Genomic DNA, 21101 nt, shown 5'->3' on the forward strand with positions numbered 1-21101 from the left:
CCTCTAGTTAAATTTATACATTCTAGCAACCATTTTATCATATTCTGGTGTTGTTACTAAACTATCCACAATAAGAAATTGAGAATTCGGTGCTGCTTGCTGCACTTCTGCCTGTAAAGCAATAGTTGTTACAATCATTATGTTTTTAGAATTAAATTCACCTAATTCTGAAATTTTGGCAGTAGAAACTGGAATACGAATATTCTTGTTTCTAAAGATAGCCCGAATCGTTTCACAGCCCATAGTTGCAGATCCTTGTGCTTTACCATAAGCAACTACTACAGCATCAATATGGTTAAGGTCAATTTCCTGACCATCTACTGGTGCTGAAGTTGGTATATCTCCTTCAATTTCTGCTATTGGAGCAGCTCCTGTTAATGAAGCTACAATTTCATCATAACGAGGGGACGCTAAGAAATTATCGACAGAAACATGAATAGCACTTGGACTCTTGCCTTTAGCTCTTGGTGTCAGTTCTTCCTGAGTAACAATCAATGTTTTTGGTATATCAACCAAATTTGAGATAGCCTGATTAGATACTGGAATTCCAAGACCTGCTTTTTTAACCTTATCACGAAGAATACTTGCTCCCATCGCAGAACTCCCCATGCCAGCATCACAGGCAAAAATAATTTTCTCTACTGAATCTCTTGAAATGTTTGTATCTACAGCAACTGGAACTACTTGCCCCTTAGATTTAGCCTTAGCGGCTTGAGTAGCAGCTTGAGCAGCTTCTAACGAATCATCAGTCGACTTATCTGCACGTAGGATAAGAGCTGCTACAAGGAAGGAGACAATTGCTCCCACTAATACCCCAAGCAGGACATTAAGATGAGGCCACACACCTTTTGGAGCCATAGCCATAATCGCAATGATAGATCCTGGAGAAGCTGGAGATTTAAGACCAGCATCTAAAAATTGGAATGTAAAGGTACCTGACACACCTCCAGCAATCGCAGCTAGGAAAAGAGCTGGCTTCATCATAACATAAGGGAAGTATATTTCATGGATACCACCGAAGAAATGGATAACCATTGCTCCCCAAGAAGAAGATTTCGCAGAACCTTTACCAAACAAGGCGTAAGCCAAGAGGATACCTAGACCTGGTCCAGGATTAGCCTCTAAGAGGAAGAGAACAGATTTACCAGCTTGAGATACTTGCTCAGCTCCCAGAGGTGTAAAGATTCCATGATTAAGAGCATTATTAAGGAAAAGTACCTTTGCTGGTTCGATAATAATGTTTGCCAAAGGTAGGAGTTTAGCATTGACAATAGCCTCAACACCATTTCCAACAGCTCCAGTAAGAGTCGATACGACTGGACCGATTGCGTAAAAAGCCAAAAGCAATAATGCAAAACCAACTAGACCAGCTGAGAAGTTATTAACTAACATTTCAAAGCCGGAACGAATTTTTTCCTGGAACTTCTCATCAAATTTCTTGATAGTCCATCCTCCCAGTGGTCCCATTACCATAGCTCCGATAAACATTGGAACACTAGAACCTGTAATTGCACCAACAGTAGCAATAGCCCCTACGACGGCACCACGTTGTCCATAAATTACATAACCACCTGTATAACCAATTAGAGTCGGCAGTAGATAAGTCAACATAGGACCAACAATGGCAGCCAATTGTTCATTTGGTAGATAGCCATCAGGAATGAAGAGGGCAGTTAACACTCCCCAAGCAATAAAAGCTCCAATATTGGGCATAACCATGTTTGAAAGTGATGTTCCCAGTTTTTGAACTCTAACTTTCAAAGATACTTTTTCTTCCATTAGGATTTTCCTCCTTTTCTTTAAATCTAGTATATACAAAAATGAAAACGCTTAAAACTAAAGCTTTGTCACAGATTTTGTGCCAAAAAAATCAACTTTTGTTACAAAATTCTTTTTTTATACCATATTACAAAACAAAATGTACCGAAAACCGCATCAAAAATTCAAATTATGAGTTATTAAAAATAGGCTGTAAAATCTAAGAGATAACCCTCCCAGTCTTACGCCTATTGTTCATCTATTTATTATTCAACTGTAACAGCCTTAGCCAAATTACGTGGTTTATCTACATCCAGTCCACGGTGAAGTGAAGCATAGTAAGCAATCAATTGAGTAGGAATAACCATAGAAATACTAGATAGATATGGATGAACTTTATTAATAATAATGTCATCACCTTCTTTTTCTATTCCTTCTTCCACAATAGTTAGAGCATTAGCTCCACGAGCTACTACTTCAGAAATATTACCACGAGTATGAGAAGCGACGGTTGGATTGTCAGAAATTAAGGCAATAACAGGTGTACCATCCTCAATTAAAGATATAGTTCCATGTTTAAGTTCTCCTGCCGCAAAACCTTCACACTGAATATAAGAAATTTCCTTAAGTTTTAGGCTAGCCTCCATAACTACATAGTAGTCCTGACCACGTCCAATGTAGAAAGCATTACGAGTTGTTTCTAAGAGTCCTCTAACCTTTTCTTCAATCAATTCTTTCTCTGAAAGTGTAGACTCAATAGACTGAGCTACAATTGAAAGTTCACGCACTAAATCAAACTTTTTAGCTTTTTCATTCCCATTAGCTTCACCAACTGCCTTAGCAAGAAATGCTAATGTCGCCACTTGTCCTGTATAAGCCTTAGTTGAAGCTACAGCAATTTCTGGACCAGCATGCAATAACATAGTATAAGTTGCTTCACGAGATAGTGTAGAGCCTGCAACATTAGTTACAGTTAAACTTGGAATTCCCATTTCATTAGCTTTTACTAAAACTTGACGACTATCAGCAGTTTCACCTGACTGACTAAGCAAAATAAACATTGGTTTTTTGCTCAGTAGCGGCATAGCATAACCCCATTCAGATGCAATACCCAATTCCACAGGCGTATCAGTTAATTCTTCTAGCATCATTTTAGAAGCATAACCTGCATTATAAGAAGTTCCAGCTGCAATGATATAAATTCGATCTGCCTCCTGAACCGCTTTAACAATCTCAGGATCCACAACCATCTGTTGATTCTCATCAGAGTATGTGTTGATTAGCTTACGCATCACAGTTGGCTGTTCATCGATTTCTTTGAGCATATAGTATGGATAAGTCCCCTTACCGATATCGGACAGATCTAGCTCAGCAGTGTAGCTTTCACGCTCCAGAGTATGCCCGTCATAATCCTGCACTTCCACACTGTCTTTACGGACAATAACCAGCTCTTGGTCATGAATTTCCATAAACTGACTTGTCTCGCGAATCATGGCCATAGCATCCGAGCAGACCATATTGTAGCCTTCACCAAGCCCGACTAGTAGTGGAGATTTATTTTTAGCAACATAGATAACATCTGCATCTTCTGAATCCACCAAAGCAAAGGCATAAGAACCACGGATGATATGAAGGGCTTTTTTGAAGGCTTCAAGAACTGACAAACCATCTTCTTCAACAAATTTCCCAATCAAGTGAACAGCGATTTCCGTATCTGTTTGCCCCTTAAAGTGGTGACCTGCAAGGTATTCTTCCTTGATTTCAAGGTAGTTTTCAATCACTCCATTGTGCACCAAGACAAAACGTCCAGTCTCAGAGCGATGTGGGTGAGCATTGTCTTCCGTTGGTTTCCCATGAGTCGCCCAACGCGTATGACCGATACCAGTTATTCCCTCAACACCAGTAGTTTTAGCAGACAATTCTGCGATACGACCAACAGCCTTGACTAGATGATTTTCAGCACCACCTAGGACAAAAATCCCCGCAGAATCATAACCACGGTATTCGAGCTTTTCAAGCCCTTGAATCAAAATATCAGTTGCATTTGTGCTTCCAACAACACCAACAATTCCACACATAGTATATACGACACAGACTAGCTGTGCTTTCTCCTTAAATTGGTATAGTCTAATTCTCGCTTTACGGAATCAGTAAAGACAGTATATACTTGTTTTTCTCACTTGTCAAGAATAAAAATTGGTATAGTTTTTCTATCTAGTATTTTATCAAGATTTCACTTGATACCTGACAAGTCGGCATCAATTACTTATAATAAGGGGAGGAGGTATTTGCTATGTGGTTTTTCTTCGCACTTTTATCAGCTATCTTTGCAGCCTTAACGTCAATTTTAGCCAAGATTGGGATTGAAGGAGTTCCATCCAATCTAGCAACCGCTATTCGTACAGCCGTCGTCATTCTTATGGCCTGGGCCATGGTTTTCTTGACCAATAGTCAGACCGAAATTGTCAATATCAGTAGAAAAAGTTGGCTCTTTCTCATCTTATCAGGCTTGGCCACTGGCGCCTCCTGGCTCTGCTACTACAAGGCCCTACAGATGGGCAATGCGACTGAGGTATCTGCTGTCGATAAATTCAGTCTCGTCATTACCCTCGTTCTAGCCTTTTTCTTCCTACAGGATGTCCTGACGTTTAAAACAATTATTGGCTGTATCTTGATTACGATTGGGACCTTGGTGATGATATTGTAATAAAAAGTGAGATGAACACCATCTCACTCTTTTTATTCTTAAAATCCATTATGGTCGCTTAGTTCCTTGAACCAGTGGCCTGATTTCTTCAGGCGTCGTTCCTGCGTTTCCAAGTTAAGCTCAACCAGACCGTAGCGATTTTTATAGCTATTGAGCCATGACCAGCAGTCAATAAAGGTCCATATTAAGTATCCTTTACAGTTGGCTCCATCTTCAATCGCACGGTGAAGTTCACGAAGATGTCCTTTGACAAAGTCAATACGGTAATCATCTTGAATCATCCCATCTTGACGGAATTTTTCTTCCCCTTCAACACCCATACCATTCTCTGTCAACATCCACTCAATATTACCATAATTTTCCTTGATATTTTGGGCAATATCATAAATCCCTTGCTCATAAATTTCCCATCCACGGTGAGGATTGATTTTACGGCCCGGCATGATATAAGGCTCGTAAAAATGTTCTGGCAAGAGGGGACTGTCTGGATGTTTAGCAAAACGTGGCGCCATGACACGCAAAGGCTGGTAGTAGTTAACTCCTAGGAAATCAACTGTATTCTCGCGAATGAATTCTAATTCTTCAACAGTATACTCTGGCAGCAAATCATGCTCAGCTAAAATCTCTACTAACTCTTCTGGATAAGCTCCCAAGACAGACGGATCTAGGAAAGATTGGGCTTGGAAGAGATCCGCAATGCGAGCAGCCTTGACATCTGCGGGATGCTGGCTACGTGGATAGGCTGGTGTCAAGTTGAGGACAATCCCAATCTTGGAATCAGGCAAAACTTCATGACAGGCCTTAACCGCAAGACTACTAGCCAGTTGCGTATGATAGGCAACCTTAACTGCTGCTTTGGCATCTACCTTGTGAGGATAGTGGGCATCGTAAAAATAGCCAAACTCTACGGGAACGATGGGCTCGTTAAAGGTAATCCATTGGTCCACCAAGTCACCGTATGTCTCAAAACAAAAACGAGCATAGTCTTCATAAGCCTTGACAGTTGCCTTATTTTCCCAACCATCGCCGTCTTCTTGGAGGGCAAAAGGCAGGTCGAAGTGATAGAGATTAACTAAGAGACGAATTCCCTTGGCCTTAATGGCTTCAAAGACCTGACGGTAGAAAGCCACCCCTTGCGGATTGACCTCTTCACGGCCCTGTGGGAAAATACGAGACCACTGGATAGAAGTTCGGAAGGCTGTATGCCCAGTCTCTACCAAAAGCTCAATATCCTTTTCCCAGTTTTCGTAAAAAGTCGATGTTTTATCAGGTCCAATTCCATTGTAGTAACGATTTGGCTCTACTTGGAACCAATAATCCCAGAGATTGTCTCCCTTGCCGTCACCAGGTACACGACCTTCTGTCTGTGGTCCAGAAGTGGAGGAACCCCAGACAAAATCCTTTGGAAATTTTAGCATAGCTTTACCTCTTCGTTTATTCATTTTTCCCATTATATAGAAAAAACAAGGTAAAAACTAGTTACATTTTTGCCTTGTTTTTCTTCTGATTATAGTTTTTATTTCTTGCTGAGGATTTCAAGGGTTTCGAGCAAGTTGTCTGCATGAACTTCGATGGTGTCACCAGTCGCCTTAATCTTAACTTCTACGATGCCATCGGCTGCTTTCTTCCCAACAGTGATACGGATTGGCAGACCAATCAAGTCGCTATCGCTAAACTTCACTCCGACACGTTCGTTACGGTCGTCTGTCAAGACTTCGTAACCAGCTCCCATCAAGCTTGCTTCAAGTTTTTCTGTTAAGGCTTGCGCTTCTTCATCCTTGACATTGACAGTGATCAAATGCACATCAAATGGCGCCAATTCTTTAGGGAAGTTAACTCCCCAAGCATAACGGTATTCCCCTTTAGGCGTTTTGTTGACAAAGAGGCGGGCGTGTTGCTCCATAACTGCTGAGAGAAGACGGCTAACACCAATACCGTAACATCCCATGATGATTGGCACAGCACGACCATTTTCATCCAAAACATCTGCGCCCATACTTGCTGAATAACGAGTGCCGAGTTTGAAAATATGACCGATCTCGATACCACGCGCGAAGTTAAGAACGCCTTGTCCGTCTGGTGAAATTTCACCCTCACGAACTTCGCGGATATCCACGTATTCTGCAGTGAAATCACGACCTGGGTTCACACCCGTCAAGTGGTAACCATCTTCGTTGGCCCCCACAACAGCATTGCGAACATCTTGTACCTTACGGTCTGCAATGATTTTCACATTTTCTGGCAAACCAACTGGGCCAAGCGAACCAAAGCCAGCTGAGATAACATTTGCTACTTCTTCCTCGCTCGCAACATCAAAGAAATCTGCTCCCAAGTGGTTTTTCAACTTAACTTCATTGAGTTGGTCATTTCCAACTAGAAGGGCTACAACAAGTTCTCCATCTGCCATGTAGAAGAGAGTTTTAATCGTTTGCTCTTCTGGCACATTAAGGAAGGCTGCAACTTCATCGATGGATTTAACACCTGGAGTTTCCACTCGAATCACTTCTTCTTCCGCAACGACACGGTTGCTTGGTTTGTACTCGTTTGTTGCCATTTCTAAGTTAGCTGCATAGCTAGACTCAGTTGAGTAGGCGATGGTGTCTTCACCAGAAACCATCCATTTGAGCAATTCTGCCTTGATTTCTTCTTGCACTTCTGCAGGAATTTCATCAAATGAGGCAACTGACTTGTCCAAGACAACCCAGCGGTCAAGGTCTGTACGGGCTGGTGTGATGGCCATAAATTCTTGGCTATCCTTACCACCCATGGCGCCACCATCACCGATTATAGCCTTGAAGTCCAAGCCACTACGAGTAAAGATACGTTCATAGGCCGCTTTGTACTCGTCATAAGTCACATCCAAACTATCGTAATTAGCATGGAAACTATAGCCGTCTTTCATGATAAATTCACGCGTACGGAGAAGCCCGTTACGTGGACGTTTTTCATCACGGTATTTCGGTTGAATTTGGTAGAGATTGAGTGGCAATTGCTTGTAAGACTTAACAGAATCACGGACAATAGCTGTAAAAGTCTCTTCGTGGGTCGGACCTAGAATAAAGTCTGACTTTTCACGGTTTTTCAGTTTATAAAGGTCTTCACCATAAGTTTCATAACGACCTGATTCACGCCAAAGATCGGCACTGAGAAGGGCAGGAGCCAACATCTCCACCGCACCAATCTTATCAAACTCTTGGCGCATGATATTCTTAGCCTTTTCAATCACACGGTTAGCGAGTGGCAGGTAAGAATAAACACCGGCAGAAACTTGACGGACATAACCAGCACGCAACATAAGGGCGTGGCTGATAACTTGAGCATCGCTTGGCATTTCGCGAAGCGTTGGGATTAGCATTTTACTTTGTTTCATAATATTCCTCGATTATCTAAAAGAAGAGTCGCATAATGTCATTCCAGGTCACAGCTAGCATCAAGACAACCATGATAACTACACCAGCCATGGTGACATAGGTTTCAATTTCTTGTTTAAGGGGTTTCCGGCGGATAGCCTCTAGGATGTTGAGCACAATCTTTCCACCATCCAAAGCCGGGATAGGAATCAAGTTAAAAATTCCAATATTGATGGAAATCATAGCTAGGAAGTAGAGGACATTCTCAAGACCATTTTTAGCAGCATCGCTACTTGCCTTAAAAATAGCAACGGGACCACCGAGTTTGTTCAAATCTGGATGGAAAATCAAGTTTTTCAGAGCCGAAAGGATACGGAGCCCCGAGTCAGCAGCTGTCGTAAATCCACCAACAAACATGGATAGAAAGTCTGACTTGACCCCCGGTTGAACCCCAAGAATATAACGTCCTTGATTTTCTTCTGGAGTCACAGTGACTTGTTTTTCGCTACCATTTTCAGAAATGGTCACATCCAAGGTCGGGGCGGTCTTGTCCTTGGTATCTGCTTCCACAGCCTGGGTCAAGTCTTGCCAATTCTTAACCTCATGCGAGCCGACCTTGGTGATTTGAGCTGTCTCAGCTACGCCCACCTTAGCCAAAGCTCCCTCTGGCATGACATGAAAGAGATTGGTCTGAGTATCTCTAACACCGCCTTGCAAAAAGATCAAGATCCAAAAAACAACAACACCTAAGATAAAGTTATTCATAGGACCTGCAAAGTTGGTGATGAGCTTGCCCCAGATAGAAGCATTTTGATACTGTACATCCAAAGGGGCAATGCGTACTTCGGTTCCATCTTCTTCAACAACCGTTGCATCATGATCGACTGTAAAAGTCTTTTCTTCTTCCAGGACCAAACCCTTGATAAAGAGCTTGTCTTCAAAGTCAAACTGGGTTACCTGCATAGGAAGAGCCGTTTGATCCAACTTCTTCCCTGAGAGGTTGATCCGTTTGACCTTACCATCGTCAGCAAGTGTTAAACTGACCGGAGTTCCTGTCTTAATTTCTGTCGCATCATCACCCCAGCCTGCCATACGAACATAGCCTCCTAGAGGAAGGATACGAATTGTATAAGCAGTGCCATCCTTACCGATATGGGAAAAAATCTTGGGCCCCATACCAATGGCAAATTCACGAACTAGAATGCCTGATTTCTTGGCAAAATAAAAATGTCCAAACTCATGCACCACCACAATAATCCCAAAAACGAGGATAAAGGTTAGCAATCCAATCATTCAATATTCCTTTCTTTAAAACAGGCCGAATAAGTGCATCATTGGAAACACAATCAGCATGCTGTCAAAGCGATCCAATACACCACCATGTCCAGGGATAAATTTTCCAGAGTCCTTGACACCGAAATGGCGTTTCATGGCACTCTCAATCAAGTCACCAAACTGACCTGCCACACTGAAGAAGGCTGCAAAGAGACTCATTCTATAAATCCCATAAGGAAGAGCAACTGTACTGTCCACTAGCATGAAGATTACCGTTATCAGTACCGCACCTAGAATACCCCCGACAAAGCCCTCAATACTCTTATTAGGAGAAACTCTCGGAGCCAACTTATGTTTACCAAAATTCATCCCTGTCAGGTAGGCTGCGCTATCTGTCGCCCAAACGATAAAAAGGGCCAAAAGTACCTTGTCAAAACCTGCCACCCGAGCATCTAGTAAGGCATTGAAGCCAAAACCAACATAAAAGCTCACAGCAATTGGGAAAGCGGCATCTTCAATCGTATAGTTTTTACTGAAAACGGTTGTCCCTAGCATTATGGTAATCAGAACACTATAGGCAACTACATTCCCATCAACAGGCAAAAATGTTAGGTAATTTTCTAAAGGAACTGTGAGAGCGAAGGTCGCAAAAAGAGTCAAAGCGCCCTCAATGGTCATAGTCTTTAGCCCCTTCATGTGCAAGAGTTCATGGACACCTAGCATCGCTAACAAGCCAATCCCTATCTGCAACAAGAGCCCTCCCGCAAACAAGACTGGAAGGAAAATCGCCAGGGCCAATACCGCAAACAATGTTCTCTTTTGTAAATCCTTGGTCATATCTTCTCCTAAACTCCTCCAAAACGGCGATTGCGATGGTTAAAAGCAGCAATAGCTTCCTGCAAGGCGGCTTCATCAAAATCAGGCCACAAGGTATCCGTAAAGTAAAGCTCACTATAGGCTGCTTGCCATGGCAAGAAATTACTTAAACGCAACTCACCACTCGTACGGATAATCAAATCAGGATCCCGCAAATCCTTTGGCAGGTGCTGCGTGAAAAGATAGTCCCCAATCATATCTTCTGTGATGTCACCAGGGTTGATTTTAGCATCTAGAACATCTTGAGCCAAGCCCTTAAGAGCCTGCGTAATTTCAGCACGGCCACCATAGTTAAGCGCAAAATTGAGAATCAAGCCCGTATTGTTCTTGGTCAATTCCTCTGCTTTTTTCAAAGCTTCAAAAGTCGGCTTAGGCAAACGGTCTGTCTCCCCAATCATCTGAATCTTAACGTTATTTGCGTGCAATTCAGGGACATAGTTATCATAAAATTCGACTGGCAAGTTCATGATAAACTTGACCTCTTGATCTGGGCGTGTCCAGTTTTCCGTTGAAAAGGCATAAACCGTGATGACCTTGACTCCCATCTTGTTAGCTGCCTTGGTCACCTTTTGAAGGGCTTCCATCCCCGCCTTGTGTCCGAAGACCCGCGGTTGCATCCGTTTTTTAGCCCAACGACCATTCCCATCCATGATGATGCCAATATGAGCAGGAACCTGTGTTGGAACCTCAACTTCTACAGCTTTATCTTTCTTAAAAAATCCAAACATGTTCTTATTCCTATTCAAAAATCTATCGTTTCATTATACCATATTTCCCTATTTTCTTCTATTGCTAAGTTATTAGCTCTCCTTACAGACAAAAAATAAGCCGCCTGATTGGGCGACTTAATTTTATAGGGAGATTATTATGAAAAAGTTTTAGGAGTTTAAGTTAAGTTCCTCTTAACTTATGAACCTAGTATACCGTCCCTAACTTAAATTTTTCTTAAGTTTTTTGAGAAAGTCAGATTTTTCCATTTTTCTTGCCAATTTTTCTTGGACAATCGTTCTTGATAGAGCTTCATTCGGTCCTCATTATCTAGGAAATGAGGAGTTGGGGATACGTGAAAGTTAAAAATATCCTCTAAACCATAAGGCGCAAAGAGCTCTAAAGTTGTGTCAGCATGCAAACGAAGACCTACCGCCGTACAGCGCTCAGGATATTTACTCATAGCATCACGAGAACTGGTATAGGGAGCAGTGTGTGGACTGTGCTGGTGCATATAGACCTGATTTTTCAACTCCCACCGATACTGAGGAAAATCTTCTCTCATCTTGTTCTCCAGGGTTACTGTTTCCTCATAAGAAATATCTGGATCAAAGAAAATCACATCCACATCCGTTTCATGATCAAAAGGGGATTTATCTGACAAGAGATTCCAGATGAAATTCCTGACTGAACCTGCCGCCAACCAGGAGTCTTTCAGACCAAGGTTACGAATGATGGGCAAAATAGCCATTATATCTGGATTTTCTCTAAAAACGTCTAGAATTTCTTGCTTATTTTTCATTGTATTCATACCCTAAATGCTCATATGCCTTAGCTGTCGCCACCCGTCCAGAACGAGTTCGCATGATAAAGCCTTTTTGGATGAGGTAGGGTTCGTACATATCTTCTACCGTCTCACGCTCCTCGGCGATATTAACCGAAAGGGTTCCCAGCCCGACAGGACCACCACCGTACATCTCAATCATGGTACGGAGGATTTTTTGGTCCACATAGTCTAGACCTTCACGGTCAACATCCAGCATGGTCAAAGCCTTATCGGTAATGACATCATCGATAACCCCATTTCCCATAATCTGGGCAAAATCGCGCACGCGCTTAAGGAGGCGATTGGCGATACGAGGAGTTCCCCGACTACGCAAGGCCAGCTCAGCAGCTGCCTCGTGGGTGATTGCCATCTCAAAGATATCTGCCGTCCGCTCAACAATCTCCGTCAAATCAGCATGGGCATAGTATTCCATATGGCCTGTAATCCCGAAACGTGCTCTCAAAGGATTTGAGAGCATCCCCGCACGTGTCGTTGCACCAATCAAGGTGAAAGGTGGCAAGTCCAAATGGACACTGCGACTGCCTTCACCAGCACCAATCATGATATCAATGTAGAAGTCCTCCATGGCACTATAAAGTACCTCTTCTACCGACATGGGCAAGCGATGAATCTCGTCGATAAAGAGGACGTCTCCCGGCTCCAAATCATTCAAAATCGCTACCAAGTCACCTGCTTTTTCAATGACAGGACCAGACGTTTGCTTGAGATTGACCCCCAGTTCATTGGCAATAACAAAGGCCATGGTTGTTTTCCCGAGACCTGGAGGACCAAATAAAAGAACATGGTCCAGCGCCTCATCCCGCATTTTTGCTGCCTCAATAAAGATTTGCAGCTGGTCCTTGACCTTATCCTGTCCAATATATTCACGTAAATATTGGGGACGGAGGGTACGTTCTACTAACTCCTCATCCCCCATGATCTCATTGTCTAAAATTCTACTCATGGCTCTATTATATCAAAAATCCAAGCCACAAACAAAAAAGCCACCTGATTGGGTGGCTTCTTTAGGGAGATTATTATGAAAAAGAAAAGTTTAGGATTTCATTAAATAAAGGGTACTCAATGAAAATCGAAATCAGACTAGGCAGATAGACGCAAGCATAACTATAGTTAGCTAAGTCGACTCTAACGAAGTATGGTGAGATTTTCGAAGAGTATTAGGAGGTCTTTATTTAATGATTATATAATACAAGATGAATCTTAAAGCTAACTTAACTTTTTCTCTGATTTATCATTTTTTAAAAAATTTTTTTCAAATGGATTTTTCCTCTCCAAATCATAAAAAAGCCACCTGATTGGGTGGCTTCATTAGGGAGATTATTATGAAAAAGAAAAGTTTGGGATTTCATTATTAAATAAAGGGTACTCAATGAAAATCGAAATCAGACTAGGCAGATAGACGCAAGCATAACTATAGTTAGTTAAGTCGACTCTAACGAATGTTGATGAGATTTTCGAAGAGTATTAGGAGGTCTTTATTTAATGATTATATGATACACAAGGAGACTTAAACTTTACTTAAGAAAAAATGATTTTTTTATCTTTTTCGATCTACCCAAATCATTCCTGTACAATCATAAGTAGATAAGGTTTCAAATCCCAGAGAACGATAGAATCCCAAGGTTTTTTCTGTTTGTTCGGTCACTAGTTGGACTTGATAGGCATCTTTGTAATCACCCAAAGCCTCTTTCATCAAGTTGCTACCAATCCCTTGGTGCTGATAGCTAGGCAAAACAATCAAATCCTGGACAAAAATCGATGAAAAACCATCTCCGACCAAACGAACCAAGTCCACCACAGCATCACCATCAAGTGCTAGATAAATCGCTAATGAGTGAGACAAGGCCTTCTCCAACATCTGAGGTTGATGTGTATAATTTGTCCATCCAACTGCCTGATAGAGATGCAAAACATCCTCTAGCTTGACGATTTCTTGCTTTCTAATAGTTATCATCCCAACACCTCTTAGAATTCTCTCAAGCTCTTGTACTGCCGTCCATTTTTATCAAAATTTTCAGGAGCCAACCATGCTTCCAAACGAGCTTTAACTTGAGGCCAGTCCTTATCAATCATAGACAACCAATCCGTATCTCTCGTACGCCCCTTATAAACGACTGCCTGGCGGAAGGTTCCTTCATAGACAAATCCCAAACGCTCCGCAGCTCGTCTGGATGGCAGATTTAGAGCATCGCATTTCCACTCATAGCGACGATAGTTAAGCTCCTCAAAAACATAGCGAGCTAGGAGATATTGAGCCTCTGTCCCTATACGTGTTCCCCTTAATTCTGGAGAAAAAGTGACGGCACCCACTTCTATTACTCGGTTATTCTGGTCAATACGCATGAGAGAAAAAGTCCCCAAAGCCTTACCAGTTGCCTTGTCTATAATCGCATAGTAAAAACGGTCCTTACGAGCCAACATCTGATTTAAGACAGTAACCAGTTCCTCCATATCTGCCACTGGTTCCTGAAAAAGGTAGGTCCACATCTCACGAGGCGTATCAGGACCATAAACAGCTAGCAGATCCTCCGCATGCTTTTCCACCGAAAGAGCCTCTATCCGAGCGTAGCGCCCTTCTAAGAAATCAATGGAAGGCAATTCTCCTGGAGTATAACCTTCCATTGACTCACCAATTATCTGACCATATTCGTTTACTGACATTGTTTTCTCCTTGATTCACTTTTCAAACTTTATAATTGCACATAGTATATCATACTTTCATGAAAAAATTCAAAAAATCCTCCAGATTCTACTCTGAAGGATTCCTATCTTATTTCACAACGATATTAACGAGTTTGGTTGGCTTCAATAGTCCAGTGGACTATTGAAGGTGGCAGATAGGGCTAATAAACTCGTTATTTAACGACGATATTAACGAGTTTATTAGGGACACTAATCACTTTCACGATTTCCTTACCGTCAATCTCTGCTTTGACTTTTTCATCCGCTAGAGCAATTTCTTGCAATTCTTCACGTGATAGGTCTTTAGCGACCATGAGTTTGGCACGGACTTTTCCTTTGATTTGGATGACGATTTCGATTTCGTCTTCAACCAATTTGCTTTCGTCCCAAGTTGGCCAAGCTACATAAGAGATGGACTCACCTGTTGCAGCAACAGTTTGCCAGAGTTCTTCTGCCAAATGAGGTGCAAATGGGGCAATCAATTGAATAAAGCCTTTGGCGTAGTCCACATAGAGTTTGTCTTCCTTATTAGCAGCGTTGACAAAGACCATAAGTTGGGCAATGGCTGTGTTGAATTTCATGGATTCGATTTGCTCAGTAACAGATTTAACGGTTTCATTGTAAACCTTGTCAAGAGCACCATTATTTTCCGCAACAATTTCTTTACTTGTAATCAAACGGTAAACACGGTCAAGGAACTTACGGCTTCCTTCCAGACCTTCTTCTGACCAAGCAATTGAAGCATCAAGTGGCCCCATGAACATTTCATAAACACGAAGGGTATCGGCACCATATTGTTCCACCACATCGTCTGGGTTAACAACGTTCTTGAGCGATTTAGACATCTTGGCTGGTGCTTGCTCCAACTCTTCTCCTGTTTCCAGATGGAAGAAAGAACCGTCACGTTTTTCAACCTTATCAGTCGCTACAAGAGCTCCACGGTGGTCACGGTAGCTTGTTCCCAAAATCATCCCTTGGTTAAAGAGTTTTTGGAATGGTTCCTTAGTCGGAACAACACCGAGGTCATAGAGGAATTTGTGCCAGAAACGAGCATAGAGCAAGTGAAGTACAGCATGCTCTGCACCACCCACGTAGATATCTACTGGCAACCATTGTTTGAGGAGGTCCTCATCAGCCAATTTCTCAGTATTGTGCGGGTCAATATAGCGGAGGTAGTACCAGCTTGAACCAGCCCATTGTGGCATGGTGTTGGTTTCACGACGACCTTTGACGCCATCTTCACGAGTCACTTCCAGCCAATCTGTCAAGTTAGCCAACGGGCTTTCACCAGTACCTGAAGGACGGATGTCCTTGGTTACTGGCAAGACAAGTGGCAATTCATTTTCAGGAACAGCTGTTGAAGTCCCATCTTCCCAATGAATGATTGGGATTGGTTCACCCCAATAACGTTGACGGCTAAAGAGCCAATCGCGGAGACGGTAGGTAACCTTCTCTTGACCGCAACCTTTCTCTTCCAACCAAGCCACAATCTTAGCAATAGCGTCTTCTTTGTTAAGGCCATCTAGGAAGTCTGAATTGACATGAAGACCATCTTCAGTATAGGCAGCTTCTTCAACGTTTCCACCTTCTAGCACTTCTACGATTGGAAGGTCAAATTGTTTGGCAAATTCCCAGTCACGTTGGTCATGGGCTGGCACAGCCATAACGGCACCTGTTCCATAACTAGCAAGAACATAGTCTGCAATCCAGATTGGGATTTCCTTGCCATTGACAGGATTGATGGCATAAGCACCAGTCCATACACCAGTTTTTTCTTTGGCAAGGTCGGTACGAGCCAAGTCAGACTTGAGACTAGCTTGGTGTTTGTAGTCTGCAACTGCATCAGCTTGCTCTGAGCTTGTGATGGCATCTACTAGTTCATGCTCAGGAGCCAAGACTGTGAAGGTCGCACCGAAAAGAGTGTCAGGACGAGTCGTAAAGACTGTGAATTCCTTGTCTGTTCCCTTAACTTTAAAGGTTACATTGGCACCAGTTGATTTACCAATCCAGTTGCGTTGCATATCCTTGATAGACTCTGGCCAATCCAACTCATCCAAGTCGTTAAGCAAGCGCTCTGCATAGGCCGTGATTTTAAGCATCCATTGGCGCATTGGTTTGCGAACAACAGGATAGCCACCACGTTCAGAAGTTCCGTCAGGCAGGACTTCTTCGTTGGCGATAGCTGTTCCCAATTCTTCTACCCAGTTTACTGGTACTTCGGCTTCATAGGCCAAGCCTTTTTCGTAAAGCTTGGTGAAGATCCACTGAGTCCATTTGTAGTAGTTTGGATCTGTTGTGTTGACTTCACGGTCCCAGTCGTAAGAGAATCCAAGCGCATTGATTTGACGTTTGAAGTTGGCAATGTTTTCTGCTGTAAATTCTGCCGGGTCATTCCCCGTATCCATAGCGTATTGCTCAGCTGGCAAACCAAAGGCATCCCAACCCATTGGGTGAAGGACATTGTAACCTTGGGCACGTTTGTAACGGCTAAGGATATCAGTCGCTGTATAACCTTCTGGGTGTCCTACGTGCAATCCAGCTCCTGAAGGATATGGGAACATATCGAGAGCATAAAACTTCGGTTTTGATGCATCTGTTCCTGTCTTAAATGTATGATGTTCTGCCCAGTAGCCCTGCCACTTAGGTTCAATTTCTTTATGATTGTAAAAACTCATGGTCTCTCTCCAATTTTATGATGTTACTATTATACCATTTTCAAGAGATTTTTACAGATGAAATCATGAAGTTTCCATTGATACCTATTACAAAACATACTCTAACTATTTCCTTTTAATTGACCACTAAAATTGAAAGTTGTATAATGCTAACTGGAGGAAATAATCATGGATTTACAAACTATTTTTGCATATGGGTTCATTCTCATTTTCATCATCACAGAAACGTGGATTAAAAGGAAAACAAAATCAAACAATGAAAATAACTCTGAAGACAAAGGAAGTCGTTACATCATTATTGGTAGTGTTGTTTGTTGTCTTCTATTAATGAATGAACAACTTCTACCTTCTATAGCTCAATTGCCACATTTTTTGATCTATATTGGAATTCTCCTTTCTCTAGCCGGCTTTGTATTACGTATCTATGCAGTTAATTATCTTGGGAAGAATTTTACACTTGCGGTTCAAACAACAGATAGTCAGCAGTTGGTAGAAGCAGGTCCCTACTCTATAGTAAGAAATCCTGCCTATACTGGTAGCATCGTATCCATACTTGGCTTGTCAATTGTTTCATTAAATCCTCTCACAATTATTATTTGTCTCATTCTATTGGTAGTTGGTTACAGTATTCGATTAAAAGTAGAAGAAAAAGCCTTATACAATCATTTTGGAGAAGCATATGAAACATACTGTCAAAAGGTTCGCTATCGAATTTTCCCTTATATTTGGTAATTTCATTCAAATATAACATACCTTTCAACTAGATTTGAATGATTACTAAACATGATAAATATTTTTTTAATGAAGGATTGAGTTTTGCGTTATGCAAGATTCAATCTTTTTAGTTTGATTTCACTCTGTTTATATCGGATACCACTATGTTGGACTTTAGGGTATTATTTCTCTAAAATAATTCTAGCTTTCCTTTCATAACATCTCCCAAAAATTTTTACTTTTTCGGAACTATTGATTTAAATCATATCCTTTAACTCAAAATTAGCTCCTAATCGGAGCTAACTTCTATTAACTATTTGTCTCTAACATCTTCTCACGTCCGAGTTCTCGATAGCTACGGTCGCCAACAACTTCGACTGTAAATTGACCGTTCTCGTATTCTAGAATGGTCACACTACCATTATCGAGACCATGCGGATGCATGCCATTGATGAGATAAACCATCGTACCAATGGTCATCCCGTGGCTGACAACCAAGGCATTTCCGCCACCTTGTTCTTCCATTTCTTTGGCAATCGACTCAAAGCCTTCCTTGATTCGGCCACTGAGTTTTTCCCAACCTTCAGCCCAGCCTGCAGTATCAACCTCTACCAAACCTTCTGCTAGTTCTGCATAAGACAACTGATGAACATGGTCTACATTGAAAATTCTCGGAATCAATCCCATAAAGAGGTCCCCATCATAGGCCCCATCAAAACTACCAAAGCACCACTCACGGATTCGCTTATCCATACGGTAAGGGATTTTCCCTTGTAAGCCCAGTTCTTCTAGGACGATTCCCATGGTCTGAATGGTACGCCCTGAATCACTGGAATAAGCTCGGTCAAATTGCAAACCAGACTCTCTCAAGCCAATTCCCAACTCATGAATTCCCAACTCACCTTCTGCAGTCAAAGGCGTATCACTCCATCCCTGAGCACGTCCAATCGTGTTAAACATGGTTTTTCCATGACGTACCAAGTATAATCTTACTTTAGACATTTTCTATCCTCCATTTTCTTCTATTATATCATGGTTTAAAGAAATATTTAGCTTTCAAAAGCAAAGCTCCTTCTCCTAATTTTACCAAAAGAAAAGCTACCCTCATGGTAGCTTCCCTAGGAGATTATTATGAAAAAGTTTAGGATTTCTATTAAATAAAGTTAGGAGGTCTTTATTTAATGATTATAGTATACACAGTCATCCTTAAACTCAACTTAAATCTTCTCGCTTTTTTATTAATTTTTAAAACTATGGATTGGAGCTGGAATTTGGCCACCTCGAGAGATGAAATCGACAGACGAAGCCCCATTGACCTTCATCACTGGTGCTGTCCCTAGCAAGCCACCAAACTCAATCATATCGCCTTCTTTGCCCTTTGGAATAATACGGACAGCTGTTGTCTTCATATTGATGACTCCGATTGCCGCCTCATCCGCAATCATCGCTGCAATAGTCTCAGCAGGCGTATCCTCTGGAATGGCGATCATGTCCAAACCAACTGAACAGATAGCTGTCATAGCCTCTAGTTTCTCTAAATTCAGAGAACCATTTTGCACCGCAGCAATCATTCCCTCATCTTCAGAAACAGGGATAAAAGCACCAGACAAGCCGCCAACCTGATTACAAGCCATGACACCACCTTTTTTAACTTGGTCATTCAAAAGAGCGAGGGCAGCCGTCGTCCCATGCGTACCAACTGTTTCTAGGCCCATTTCCTCAAGGACACGTGCCACAGAATCACCTACCGCAGGAGTAGGTGCCAAGCTTAGGTCGACAATTCCAAAGTCAACACTAAGGCGTTCACTCGCCATTTGCCCGACCAATTGACCGATACGAGTAATCTTAAAGGCCGTTTTCTTGACCGTCTCGGCTACTACATCAAAGCTCTGTCCACGAACCTTTTCCAAGGCACGCTTGACCACACCAGGACCCGAAACCCCGACATTGATGATAACATCTGCTTCACCGACACCATGGAAAGCCCCTGCCATAAAAGGATTGTCCTCAACAGCGTTAGCAAATACGACTAATTTGGCAGCTCCCATATCTGATAAGTTTGCTGTTGCCTTGATGATACGTCCCATATCTGCAACTGCAGTCATGTTGATACCTGACTTGGTTGAACCAATATTGACAGACGAACAGACCTTGTCTGTCTCAGCTAGAGCACGGGGGATAGAATTGATAAGAATCTCATCTCCTTTTTGGTAGCCTTTTTGTACCAAGGCCGAAAAACCTCCGATAAAGTCAACACCAATCTCCTTGGCAGCCTTGTCAAGGGCCTTTGCCAATACGACATAGTCCGTCGCATCTGTCGCTGCTCCAATCAAGGAAATCGGAGTCACCGATACTCGTTTATTAACAATAGGAATCCCAAGTTCTGCAGCAATTTCATCTCCTACAGCCACTAGATTTGCAGCTTTAGTTGTGATTTTTTGGTAAATTTTTTCAGCAGCACGTTCGATGTCTGGATCGATACAGTCCAAAAGGGAAATGCCCATGGTGATAGTTCTGATATCGAAGTTCTGCTCTTCGATCATGGCAATAGTTTCCGTAACTTGTCTAATATCCATGATGACCTCCTAGATATTATACATGGCGTCAAAAATCGCTGCACTTTGAATATTGATTTTCACATTCAAGGTCTGACCGAAAGTTTCAAACTCATTTCGTAGATAAGTGAAATCCTGTTTTTCGTTACTAGAAACGACCGCCATCATGGTAAAGTATTCATCCAACACCGTCTGAGAAATATCGTCAATATTCAACCCCAACTCTGCAATCTTAGTAGACACGCCTGCAACAATACCAGCCTTGTCCTTGCCAACCACTGTAATAATAGCCTTCATCTTTAGACTCCCATTCTACGATTTTTAGAAAAACTGAACGTTTTTGATTTTCTTTTTTCCTAGTATAGCATATTTCCACAGAAAATACTAAAAAACGCCTGCTTACGAAGTTGTTCTTAAGAAAAAAACAATTTCGTAAACAAGCGTCTACCCTATCAAATGATGATGAGTGTTCCCGCTAGGACCGAAGTCCCAGCGGTAGACCAGAGCTAGACTAAGAGCACAAGACTCCATCATCATAACACTCAACAAAATTGATGATTTTATACTAATTCGATGATCGCCATTGGCGCAGCATCACCACGACGTGGTTCAGTTTTAAGGATACGAGTGTATCCACCGTTACGTTCAGCATAACGAGGTGCGATTTCTGAGAACAATTTTTGAAGTGCTGTAGTAGAAGTGTACTTATCAGTTGCTTCATCATAGTTTTCAGATGCGATTTCATTACGTACGAAAGCAGCTGCTTGACGACGTGCATGCAAATCACCACGTTTACCTAGAGTAATCATTTTTTCAACAGTTTTACGGATTTCTTTAGCACGAGCTTCAGTTGTCACGATTGATTCGTTGATCAAAAGGTCAGTTGTCAAATCGCGAAGCATTGCTTTACGTTGTGAGCTAGTGCGTCCTAGTTTACGGTAAGCCATGTATTCC

18 protein-coding genes are annotated in these 21101 nt (G+C 42.0%); 2 read left to right on the forward strand and 16 right to left on the reverse strand.

From position 1 onward, the window contains the following. Positions 1–3 precede the first annotated feature (3 nt). Both M1F65_RS06145 and glmS read right to left on the reverse strand, forming a co-directional pair. On the reverse strand, positions 4–1779 hold the full coding sequence (locus M1F65_RS06145; RefSeq protein ID WP_247925643.1) for a PTS mannitol transporter subunit IIBC: 1776 nt from the start codon (positions 1777–1779) through the stop codon (positions 4–6). Positions 1780–2024: 245 nt separating this feature from the next. Next, positions 2025–3836 (reverse strand): glutamine--fructose-6-phosphate transaminase (isomerizing), encoded by a 1812-nt coding sequence (gene glmS / locus M1F65_RS06150; protein ID WP_049519208.1) that lies wholly within the window; start codon positions 3834–3836, stop codon positions 2025–2027. A 215-nt stretch (positions 3837–4051) separates the two neighbouring features. Between glmS and M1F65_RS06155 the strand changes: the two genes are divergently transcribed. Next, positions 4052–4465: an EamA family transporter gene (locus M1F65_RS06155; protein ID WP_049519209.1), complete on the forward strand. Its 414-nt coding sequence runs from the start codon at positions 4052–4054 to the stop codon at positions 4463–4465. Positions 4466–4503: 38 nt separating this feature from the next. On the opposite strand, the gene M1F65_RS06160 is transcribed toward M1F65_RS06155, so the two are convergent. The 10 genes from M1F65_RS06160 to leuS form a co-directional block, all read right to left on the reverse strand. Beyond that, positions 4504–5883, reverse strand: coding sequence for a glycoside hydrolase family 1 protein (locus M1F65_RS06160; protein WP_247925644.1), 1380 nt, complete (start codon positions 5881–5883; stop codon positions 4504–4506). Positions 5884–5981: 98 nt separating this feature from the next. Beyond that, positions 5982–7835 carry a proline--tRNA ligase gene (locus tag M1F65_RS06165; protein ID WP_070696014.1) on the reverse strand — a complete coding sequence of 618 codons (1854 nt, stop codon included), beginning with the start codon at positions 7833–7835 and terminating at the stop codon, positions 5982–5984. Between the two features lie 16 nt (positions 7836–7851). Next, complete coding sequence (rseP, locus tag M1F65_RS06170; protein ID WP_000579743.1) at positions 7852–9108, reverse strand: RIP metalloprotease RseP; 1257 nt, start codon at positions 9106–9108, stop codon at positions 7852–7854. 15 nt (positions 9109–9123) lie between these two features. Further along, a complete protein-coding gene (locus M1F65_RS06175; protein ID WP_000159119.1) occupies positions 9124–9927 on the reverse strand; it encodes a phosphatidate cytidylyltransferase in 804 nt (267 codons plus the stop codon). A gap of 8 nt (positions 9928–9935) precedes the next feature. Next, on the reverse strand, positions 9936–10694 hold the full coding sequence (gene uppS / locus M1F65_RS06180; protein WP_000466705.1) for an undecaprenyl pyrophosphate synthase: 759 nt from the start codon (positions 10692–10694) through the stop codon (positions 9936–9938). A 206-nt stretch (positions 10695–10900) separates the two neighbouring features. Further along, a complete protein-coding gene (locus M1F65_RS06185; protein WP_049520811.1) occupies positions 10901–11485 on the reverse strand; it encodes a nucleotidyltransferase family protein in 585 nt (194 codons plus the stop codon). Further along, positions 11466–12464: a Holliday junction branch migration DNA helicase RuvB gene (ruvB, locus tag M1F65_RS06190; protein ID WP_080980700.1), complete on the reverse strand. Its 999-nt coding sequence runs from the start codon at positions 12462–12464 to the stop codon at positions 11466–11468. Before ruvB ends, M1F65_RS06185 begins: the two co-directional genes overlap by 20 nt. A 594-nt stretch (positions 12465–13058) precedes the next feature. Next, positions 13059–13475: a GNAT family N-acetyltransferase gene (locus M1F65_RS06195; protein ID WP_070534625.1), complete on the reverse strand. Its 417-nt coding sequence runs from the start codon at positions 13473–13475 to the stop codon at positions 13059–13061. A gap of 11 nt (positions 13476–13486) precedes the next feature. Next, positions 13487–14182, reverse strand: coding sequence for a GNAT family N-acetyltransferase (locus M1F65_RS06200; protein WP_049500450.1), 696 nt, complete (start codon positions 14180–14182; stop codon positions 13487–13489). Between the two features lie 194 nt (positions 14183–14376). Further along, the gene (leuS, locus tag M1F65_RS06205; RefSeq protein ID WP_049550204.1) at positions 14377–16878 is read right to left on the reverse strand and encodes a leucine--tRNA ligase; all 2502 of its coding nucleotides are present in this window, start codon (positions 16876–16878) and stop codon (positions 14377–14379) included. Between the two features lie 168 nt (positions 16879–17046). On the opposite strand from leuS, the gene M1F65_RS06210 reads away from it, so the two are divergent. Next, positions 17047–17610, forward strand: a complete 564-nt coding sequence (locus M1F65_RS06210; RefSeq protein ID WP_000365730.1) for a methyltransferase family protein — start codon at positions 17047–17049, stop codon at positions 17608–17610. A gap of 291 nt (positions 17611–17901) precedes the next feature. On the opposite strand, the gene M1F65_RS06215 is transcribed toward M1F65_RS06210, so the two are convergent. From M1F65_RS06215 to rplQ, 4 genes are all read right to left on the reverse strand, one after another. After that, entirely contained in the window at positions 17902–18594 is a 693-nt protein-coding gene (locus M1F65_RS06215; protein ID WP_247925645.1) for a histidine phosphatase family protein, read from the reverse strand. A gap of 236 nt (positions 18595–18830) precedes the next feature. Continuing rightward, the gene (locus M1F65_RS06220; protein ID WP_247925646.1) at positions 18831–20168 is read right to left on the reverse strand and encodes a PFL family protein; all 1338 of its coding nucleotides are present in this window, start codon (positions 20166–20168) and stop codon (positions 18831–18833) included. Between the two features lie 9 nt (positions 20169–20177). Continuing rightward, entirely contained in the window at positions 20178–20444 is a 267-nt protein-coding gene (locus M1F65_RS06225; RefSeq protein ID WP_000644114.1) for an ACT domain-containing protein, read from the reverse strand. 263 nt (positions 20445–20707) lie between these two features. Next, positions 20708–21094, reverse strand: a complete 387-nt coding sequence (gene rplQ, locus M1F65_RS06230) for a 50S ribosomal protein L17 (protein WP_000331493.1) — start codon at positions 21092–21094, stop codon at positions 20708–20710. Between the last annotated feature and the right edge of the window lie 7 nt (positions 21095–21101).

The organism is Streptococcus oralis (assembly GCF_023109195.1).
GTDB classification, from domain to species: domain Bacteria; phylum Bacillota; class Bacilli; order Lactobacillales; family Streptococcaceae; genus Streptococcus; species Streptococcus oralis_BV.

Bases quoted from the DNA above. Each gene is read 5' to 3' on its own strand.
- M1F65_RS06145 (WP_247925643.1), bottom strand. From the start codon at position 1,779: ATGGAAGAAAAAGTATCTTTGAAAGTTAGAGTTCAAAAACTGGGAACA.
- M1F65_RS06220 (WP_247925646.1), bottom strand. From the start codon at position 20,168: ATGGATATTAGACAAGTTACGGAAACTATTGCCATGATCGAAGAGCAG.
- ruvB (WP_080980700.1), bottom strand. From the start codon at position 12,464: ATGAGTAGAATTTTAGACAATGAGATCATGGGGGATGAGGAGTTAGTA.
- M1F65_RS06155 (WP_049519209.1), top strand. From the start codon at position 4,052: ATGTGGTTTTTCTTCGCACTTTTATCAGCTATCTTTGCAGCCTTAACG.
- uppS (WP_000466705.1), bottom strand. From the start codon at position 10,694: ATGTTTGGATTTTTTAAGAAAGATAAAGCTGTAGAAGTTGAGGTTCCA.
- M1F65_RS06225 (WP_000644114.1), bottom strand. From the start codon at position 20,444: ATGAAGGCTATTATTACAGTGGTTGGCAAGGACAAGGCTGGTATTGTT.
- M1F65_RS06185 (WP_049520811.1), bottom strand. From the start codon at position 11,485: ATGAATACAATGAAAAATAAGCAAGAAATTCTAGACGTTTTTAGAGAA.
- M1F65_RS06210 (WP_000365730.1), top strand. From the start codon at position 17,047: ATGGATTTACAAACTATTTTTGCATATGGGTTCATTCTCATTTTCATC.
- rseP (WP_000579743.1), bottom strand. From the start codon at position 9,108: ATGATTGGATTGCTAACCTTTATCCTCGTTTTTGGGATTATTGTGGTG.
- M1F65_RS06165 (WP_070696014.1), bottom strand. From the start codon at position 7,835: ATGAAACAAAGTAAAATGCTAATCCCAACGCTTCGCGAAATGCCAAGC.
- M1F65_RS06200 (WP_049500450.1), bottom strand. From the start codon at position 14,182: ATGTCAGTAAACGAATATGGTCAGATAATTGGTGAGTCAATGGAAGGT.
- M1F65_RS06215 (WP_247925645.1), bottom strand. From the start codon at position 18,594: ATGTCTAAAGTAAGATTATACTTGGTACGTCATGGAAAAACCATGTTT.
- M1F65_RS06195 (WP_070534625.1), bottom strand. From the start codon at position 13,475: ATGATAACTATTAGAAAGCAAGAAATCGTCAAGCTAGAGGATGTTTTG.
- rplQ (WP_000331493.1), bottom strand. From the start codon at position 21,094: ATGGCTTACCGTAAACTAGGACGCACTAGCTCACAACGTAAAGCAATG.
- M1F65_RS06160 (WP_247925644.1), bottom strand. From the start codon at position 5,883: ATGCTAAAATTTCCAAAGGATTTTGTCTGGGGTTCCTCCACTTCTGGA.
- leuS (WP_049550204.1), bottom strand. From the start codon at position 16,878: ATGAGTTTTTACAATCATAAAGAAATTGAACCTAAGTGGCAGGGCTAC.
- glmS (WP_049519208.1), bottom strand. From the start codon at position 3,836: ATGTGTGGAATTGTTGGTGTTGTTGGAAGCACAAATGCAACTGATATT.
- M1F65_RS06175 (WP_000159119.1), bottom strand. From the start codon at position 9,927: ATGACCAAGGATTTACAAAAGAGAACATTGTTTGCGGTATTGGCCCTG.